Origin of the sequence: Roseburia sp. 1XD42-69 (genome assembly GCF_003612565.1) — a bacterium.
GTDB lineage: Bacteria > Bacillota > Clostridia > Lachnospirales > Lachnospiraceae > Roseburia_B.
In genome coordinates this window covers 1-6,841 of sequence record NZ_RAZG01000113.1, presented here as the reverse complement: position 1 = coordinate 6,841, position 6,841 = coordinate 1, and the positions used below count along the sequence as shown (strand labels likewise).

8 protein-coding genes and 1 pseudogene are annotated in these 6,841 nt (G+C 37.2%); 1 reads left to right on the top strand and 8 read right to left on the bottom strand.

What is annotated here, in order from left to right; all coding sequences use genetic code 11:
- Positions 1 to 71 precede the first annotated feature (71 nt).
- Positions 72 to 251, bottom strand: coding sequence for a hypothetical protein (locus D7Y06_RS23250; protein ID WP_120409916.1), 180 nt, complete (start codon positions 249 to 251; stop codon positions 72 to 74).
- Positions 252 to 357: 106 nt separating this feature from the next.
- Here D7Y06_RS23250 and D7Y06_RS23245 point away from each other — a divergent pair, with 106 nt between their 5' ends.
- Positions 358 to 585 carry a helix-turn-helix domain-containing protein gene (locus D7Y06_RS23245; protein ID WP_120409915.1) on the top strand — a complete coding sequence of 76 codons (228 nt, stop codon included), beginning with the start codon at positions 358 to 360 and terminating at the stop codon, positions 583 to 585.
- Positions 586 to 727: 142 nt separating this feature from the next.
- On the opposite strand, the pseudogene D7Y06_RS23240 reads toward D7Y06_RS23245, so the two are convergent.
- The 7 genes and pseudogenes from D7Y06_RS23240 to D7Y06_RS26725 all read right to left on the bottom strand — a co-directional run.
- Positions 728 to 901, bottom strand: a pseudogene (locus tag D7Y06_RS23240) (transposase domain-containing protein); the annotation flags it as partial.
- A 75-nt stretch (positions 902 to 976) separates the two neighbouring features.
- Positions 977 to 2,593: an IS66 family transposase gene (gene tnpC / locus D7Y06_RS23235; protein WP_120409914.1), complete on the bottom strand. Its 1,617-nt coding sequence runs from the start codon at positions 2,591 to 2,593 to the stop codon at positions 977 to 979.
- A gap of 142 nt (positions 2,594 to 2,735) precedes the next feature.
- Positions 2,736 to 3,077 carry an IS66 family insertion sequence element accessory protein TnpB gene (gene tnpB / locus D7Y06_RS23230; RefSeq protein ID WP_120409913.1) on the bottom strand — a complete coding sequence of 114 codons (342 nt, stop codon included), beginning with the start codon at positions 3,075 to 3,077 and terminating at the stop codon, positions 2,736 to 2,738.
- Entirely contained in the window at positions 3,071 to 3,481 is a 411-nt protein-coding gene (gene tnpA, locus D7Y06_RS23225) for an IS66 family insertion sequence element accessory protein TnpA (protein WP_243119476.1), read from the bottom strand. The genes tnpB and tnpA overlap by 7 nt, the downstream gene beginning before the upstream one ends.
- 227 nt (positions 3,482 to 3,708) lie before the next feature.
- Entirely contained in the window at positions 3,709 to 3,888 is a 180-nt protein-coding gene (locus D7Y06_RS27445) for a hypothetical protein (protein ID WP_120409912.1), read from the bottom strand.
- A 232-nt stretch (positions 3,889 to 4,120) separates the two neighbouring features.
- Entirely contained in the window at positions 4,121 to 6,646 is a 2,526-nt protein-coding gene (locus D7Y06_RS23215; RefSeq protein ID WP_120409911.1) for a pentapeptide repeat-containing protein, read from the bottom strand.
- On the bottom strand, positions 6,647 to 6,841 hold a 195-nt coding region (locus D7Y06_RS26725), incomplete at its 5' end, for a hypothetical protein (protein WP_207667355.1).

The window sequence follows — 6,841 nt, the reverse complement described above, 5'->3', positions numbered from 1 at the left end:
AAAAGTGGCATATCCCCAATAAATTCAAGGGATTCTGCCACTTTGTTTTTCTGTAACTGTCGAAGATGGGATTATACTTCACAAATGTTCCAAATTCCACAATTTTCTACATGAACCGAAAACCTTGTGCCATCTGTAAGGTAAACATTCACTATGTTGTTTCGGTCATCAACCACTATATCTTGTATCGGCAGATTATCCGTATCATTTAGTATATCAAATAATCTGTCCTTAATTTCGTTCTTCTCCATGCTTATCCATCATGTACCTAACACTTCTATGAATGTTATTTCTGTTAATTATATTTCTGTTACCCATTATATAAAATAATGAGAGAAAAGTAACGGAGAATCTTCTATGGAATATGGTAATTTGCATATGCGTATAAACGAAATATTACAGGAAAAAGGTATCAGCAAGAACAAGATTTGCAAAGACCTTGATATTCCCCGAACCAACTTCAATAAATATTGTCGTGATGGTGTCAGCCGCTTTGATACTGGATTGATTTGCAAGTTGTGTTGGTATCTCAATATAGGAGTCGGAGATTTGATTGAATACAATCCCCCGAAAGAAAAACCTTAAAATTTTATCGGCAGAAAAAAATTGATATAGATAGGAGCGGCTTTTGCATGTAGAGGGCTGCATTCACCGTAAACGGTAGATAGCGAGTACCTATACGAAACTGGAGCAAACCTGTATGATAGAAACAGATTTGCTCCAGTCTTTATTCCACTTTATTCTTACCATGCTTCCGGCAGTTCTCCGGCAGGCTTGGTGACCAGGGGAGCAGGTCATCCAGAAAGCTGCGGTCGGGAACATCCAGATGTTTCGGGATCTCGGTAAGCAGATACTCAAAGTAATCATACGGTTTCAGATTGTTTGCTTTTGCGGTTTCTGCGTAACCGCCAAATAATAATGCGGTCAGATATAAAATTACCCCAGCTCTTTGCGAGTTGGAGTAATTCACTATAATTCACATGCGATTTTTGATAGATTGGAGTTTTTCACTCCAAGGTGCAAGCTCTGCGAGCTGATCATCGGTCATCTCCTTCGTTGGCCGGTGCTCCAGCAGAAATTTCAGATATCCGTAGATGTTCAGGTCATGCGCCTTTGCCATTTCAACCATTGTATAGACTACAGCACTGGCATTGGCTCCATCAACAGAATCACTGAACAGCCAGTTCTTCCGACCGACGGCAAACGGACGGATTGCGTTCTCGCTGAGATTGTTTGTGAAGCTGCAGCGACCATCCTCCAGATAAGTCTGTGCTGTTTCCCGCCGGTTAAGGACATAATTCACCGCTTTTTCCATGCGGGTATTCCGGACTGGCTTTTGCTGCTCAAGCCACGACCAGAAAGCCTCCAGAACAGGTTTTTCCTTCTCGAGACGCAGCTGCTTACGCTTTTCATAATCACCGGGATATTTTTTGCTAATGGAATCCTCTATGGCAAACAGTCGGTTACAGTACTGGACTCCCTGTACTGCCGGCTGGCTGTAATCATACTGTTTCCCTTTGGGAACGGCATCGATAAAGTACCGGCGGATGTGTGCCCAGCAGGAACACCGCTTGATATCCGGCAGGCTGTTGTAACCCTGATAACCATCCGTTTCCAGATATCCGTGATAGCCTTCCAAAAACTCCTTTGCATGGCTGCCGCTCCTGGTTGGAGAATAGCCATATAAGATAATGGCTGGAAGACCGTCTTCGCCGCTGCGGAACAGCCACATGAAGGATTGCGTCTGTGCCCGGCGATCTTCTTCCTTTAATACCTGGACTCTGGTCTCATCTGCCATTGCGAAGCTGCGCTTCAGCAGTTCCCGGTGGAAATAATCATACATTGGCTGAAAGTAATTCCGGGAGCAGTGGATAATCCAGTTGGCAAGCGTCGTCCTGCTAATCTGGGCGCCATACTGCTTCCAGTCTTTCTCCTGACGGTAAAGGGGAAGTCCGTTGGCGTACTTCTGATACATTGTCCATGCAACGGTAGATGCACTCGCCGGGCCTTTTCCTACCAGAGCCTGCGGAACCTGAGACTTTACGATCACAGGTTTTTCTGTGTCTCCCAATCCTTCCTTACAGGACGGACATCCATAACTCTGGCTGTAGTATTCGATTATTTTGCATGTGGCTGGAATGAATTCCAGCTCACGGCGGACATACTCTTCGCCGATCAGAACCATCTGCGTACCGCAGACCGGGCAGGCCTGATCTTCTTCCGGAAGAGGGATGACTGCTTTTTCAACCTTCAAGTCTTTAAAAAGATCCTTATGGGTTGCTTTCTTCTTGCGGGCATGCTCCCGGACCACGGTCTCTTCTTCCAACAGGGAAGGATCTTGTTCCACTTCCGCTTCATCAAAAAGGTGCTGTTGTCCTGGAATGTCATCGCTCCTTCTTTCGCTGGAGGAACCAAAAAGCTTTTTGGTAAGATAGTCCACCTGTTCCTGAAGGGCTTTTTCGTGGCTGGTTTTTTCGTCAATAACAAGACGGAGAGAGCTGATCAGTTCCGTCTGCTCAGAGATCATTGTTTTCAGTTGTGTTATGGTGTCCTTCCGCTCTCGCAGCTGGATATCTTTTGCACTGGAAGCCATCGTTCTCTCCTTAGATTTGATACCTTTATTATAGCAGAAATACAGCCATTCCGAAAGGAAAACAAGGGTTGAAAAACGCTGAATTTATAAGGAAATCAGCTATTTTTCTGTGCAGGATTTTTACCGGGATCCAGATGCTTTTTTACTCTGCTTTGAGTGCTTTTGGCTGGTCGATGTCAATTCCTGACATCAGCCAGTCGAACTCCCGCCAGGAAAGATTCCGAACTTCCGACTGCTTCCTTGGCCATTGATACCCGCCCCGGACAGACAACCGTTTATAGATCAGGACAAAACCATCCGGTTCACGGAACAGAGCTTTGATCCTGTCCCGTCTTCTTCCACAGAACAGGAAGAGCGCACTGGATGTCGGATCCATCTTAAGCTGGCCTTCGATCATGGCACAGAGACCATCGATCGATTTGCGCATATCTGTATAGCCGCAGACAATGTAGATTTTTTCGAGGCCGGAGATATCACCTAACATGAGGCCTCCCGAATCAGGCGGAGTGTCCTAGTGAGCAGGGCAGGATCGGCATCATTGCTGATGCGGATTGTCACATCATTCATGGACACTTCAATCGTATGTGAATTGTCAGGATTCGTTTGGTGCATCTGCGATGCTGTATGCTGTTCCGGAAGGTGATCCGAAACAATGTCAATGGGAACCACGTCCTGCTTTAAACGCAGGATCTCACAATGACCATAATTCGGTGCTGGAATCTGATCCGCTGCTGTTTTCCTGCAGCGGCTGACCCAGTTATAAAAAGTGCTTACAGCGATACCGTTTTCACGGCACCAGTCAGCATCTGTCATGCCGCTTTGGCGGCATTTATTGATAAGCCTGATCTGTTCCGCCATCGGAACACGGGCTTTGCGAGTAGTTGCCATAACCTATCCTCCGTAATTGTAGTGAAATAGTTTAACTATATTTCATTTACAATTATAGAGGGATTCAGGAGATTAGAAAATCCGCAGGAATATTTGGCGCTTACCATATTTTGCCGCCCTAGTCGAGGTACGCACTATCTACCGTTTACTGTAAGAGTACCAGAGAACGCAAAAAAGCCGCTTACTCTTAAAATAATAAATAAGAATAAGCGGCTCTGTGATGTGCCTTAGACATATTCAATTTTCATTCTCCTTACAGGTGCGTTTACGACCTTAAATATCAGTTCGTCAACGCAGTCCGTATATCTGCCTTGTTGTATGAGTTGGTTTTTCAGTTCCACAAGGCTATGTAATAAAATGCTCCATTCTTGTCTGTCCACATACAAATGATTTTTCTTCTCTTTTATAAAATGCTACCATCCTTTTTTGCTTTCCGAATTTGTACACTCTGTCACTCTTGAATATTCTATTAGGCAATATTTATCCTTCACCAAACTCTACTTTTACCTTGATTACACTATATGTTTTTGAGAAAAACATTACTGCCGACTTATAAACAGAATACTACATAGCAAAACTCTCTCTGAACTCATCCCTTTATTATATTTCCCCCTCTTATAAAGTTTTCTTTTTATATACTCAAATTTCCAAATGAAATCCTCTGATTTTATCGAATTCAAATTCAATCTCTTTCTTAGATGCCAAATTAACATCGTCAATATAAATTTGCAAATATTGATAAAACATTGTTACATCTGGCCAAAAATATTTAAGCTGATAAATACATATTTTAGTATTCACAAAATATTTCTTCTCTTTCTTTATAATTGAATTGTTTAAATTAGCTCTTCTCAAATCGGCACAACACAAATTCGTATTGCTAAAAGTCACACTTAATAAATTACTATCAGACAAATCACAAGCTTCCAAATTTGCATTAGAAAAATCACAATAGCTAAAATCACTATTTTTCAAATTGGATTCAGCTAAATCAACATTTTTAAATAATAATCTCCTAAAGCATTTATTTGAAAAATCACATCTTCTCATATATAAATAATTAAACACCTTGTTTCTAAGAAAAAATGAAAAATGTTCTTGATTATATTTATCTATGACATCTATTAAATCTTTCTGTCTTTTCTTATTTAAGATTCTAATCAGACAATTAAAAGAATTGCAAAAATAGTTGCAAACTTCATCAAAGTTTTCAAATTTAGCATAACTTCTAAACAATATGTCTTTATTAATAATAAATTTAGCTGTATCTTTCAAGCCTCCATATTGGAAACTTTCATAATTCATTTCAATTAATCCATCCAAAAAATAAAGCATTTCTTTAGTGACAATGCTTTTATTAAATATACATTGAAGCATTTGGCTCTTTTTCGCTTCATCCGTTTCCTGTACTACTCTGACTAACTGATTATAAATTCTATAAGCTATATAAAATTCAAAAATTGATTTGTGAGCAAACTCAATTTCTCTTAACTTATTTTTTCTAAAGTATGTAATAATTCCATACCAATTTTGAAGATACTCTACTTCTTCTTGCGGAATCGAACTTTCAATAATTTGATTAATCTCTTCATGATGTATAGACATTTTATTTTTTTTGAACATAACTTCTGAAATATTTAAAATAAAAGTAAACATTACTTCATGCCTAGTCAACAATGCAGGGTGACTAACATCATACATTCTTTTATACCAAATTCCATTTAACCCAAATAATGCATCGTAAAATTCATATTTTGTTCTATAATCTGAAATTCTAATGCAGTTCGAAGCAACCATATATAATATTATCGGTATACCTATAAATTCCTCTCCATATAAATCATTTTCATCATGATAGCTACAAACATCTTCTATCACTTGTACTGGCAAATCCTTATTATATTTATTTAACCATTCTTTTCTTTTGTTCATATTAAATGTAAGCAATTTTATAAAAAAAGTATTTTGCAAACTAACAGTATCAATATAATTTTCTCTAGAAGTTATTATAACCCTGCAATTCAATAATTGTATTTCATGACAAAACAATTCAAGCATTTTTTGTTTATCAATGTCTTTTAAAACAAACTCATCAAACGCATCCAAAATTATCACTGAATTTCTGATTATGTTTTTATTTATATCTAAATACGATATTATATTTTCTAATAAATTGTTATATCTATATTCCATAGATGAAAATTTTACAAAAAAAACATTATTCACATTGAGATTAATCGCTTTGTGCATAATATCATAAGCAAGTTTTTCCAATAATGAACTTTTTCCCATTCCTCCCATTCCTAAAATCACTAACAAGTTATAGTCTTTGTCTATCTTTAATTTTGGTACACCTTTACTATACAAAAATATTTTTAAATTTCCTTTTAAGAATTCTCCTATTACTTCTCTCAAATCGTCTTGCTCATATTCCAATAAACCAGATCTATACTCAGGCCATACAAATACATCCTTTAGTCTTTTTGCATTCTCCTTTTCTTCAAATATAAGCGGGTCTTCAAATAACTTAGAAAAACTTTCGATTGTTTTTCTTCCATCTATATTCGCAGAACTACTTTCTATTTCATGAACAGTCGTATTATTTAATTCTATATGGTCATATACTCTTTGAAAGTAATCAAGTACAGTTTCAATATTCTCATTAATTTTCAACAACATATTCTCATTTAATTCATATTCTAGTACATGTTTTGTATCACCCTGTATTAATGCGATAAAAAGATTTTTCTTAAATCTAAAGCATATTTCAAAAAATCGCCTAATAAAATCTGCGCCTAAACTTTTTTCATGTAAGCTAACTTCACAAAATTCAGCATCATATAATACAAGCAGGTCTTTCACTTGACTCTCACTCGACTTATTATGAATTGTATAAGAATTAGTTTCCAATAATTGATATATCAAATCACTTGCATTATATTTTATAAAATTATAAAAATTTCCACTTGTGATTAATCTATTATCTTCATTTACATCAATTAAATCATGCAACTCATTTATAGTTTTACTTTTTTCTTTTTCAATAACATACCTCTCTTTCCTATTTTTTGCATAATCTAATCCTGCCCTATTTACTACACTTTTTATGTATGAATCCACAAATGGTTGCAATAATCCGAAAATTTCTGTAAGCAATATACTCATTTATCCGTCCTCTTTTCTCTCACAAATGTCATCGCTTTTTGTTAGCTTCATTATATAAGAAACTAACGATAACGCTTTAAAGTACAAATCCACGAAAAAGAATCTCACCATATCTAAACTACCACACCACTTTACAACTATTATAAATAGTGCTCCTTTTGTCGGACAAGATATTTCAATGTTCTCATAAGGGCA

What these genes read in the sequence shown, in the direction of transcription:
- D7Y06_RS23250 (WP_120409916.1), bottom strand. Translation starts at nt 251, where the DNA reads ATGGAGAAGAACGAAATTAAGGACAGATTATTTGATATACTAAATGAT.
- D7Y06_RS23245 (WP_120409915.1), top strand. Translation starts at nt 358, where the DNA reads ATGGAATATGGTAATTTGCATATGCGTATAAACGAAATATTACAGGAA.
- tnpC (WP_120409914.1), bottom strand. Translation starts at nt 2,593, where the DNA reads ATGGCTTCCAGTGCAAAAGATATCCAGCTGCGAGAGCGGAAGGACACC.
- tnpB (WP_120409913.1), bottom strand. Translation starts at nt 3,077, where the DNA reads ATGTTAGGTGATATCTCCGGCCTCGAAAAAATCTACATTGTCTGCGGC.
- tnpA (WP_243119476.1), bottom strand. Translation starts at nt 3,481, where the DNA reads ATGGCAACTACTCGCAAAGCCCGTGTTCCGATGGCGGAACAGATCAGG.
- D7Y06_RS23215 (WP_120409911.1), bottom strand. Translation starts at nt 6,646, where the DNA reads ATGAGTATATTGCTTACAGAAATTTTCGGATTATTGCAACCATTTGTG.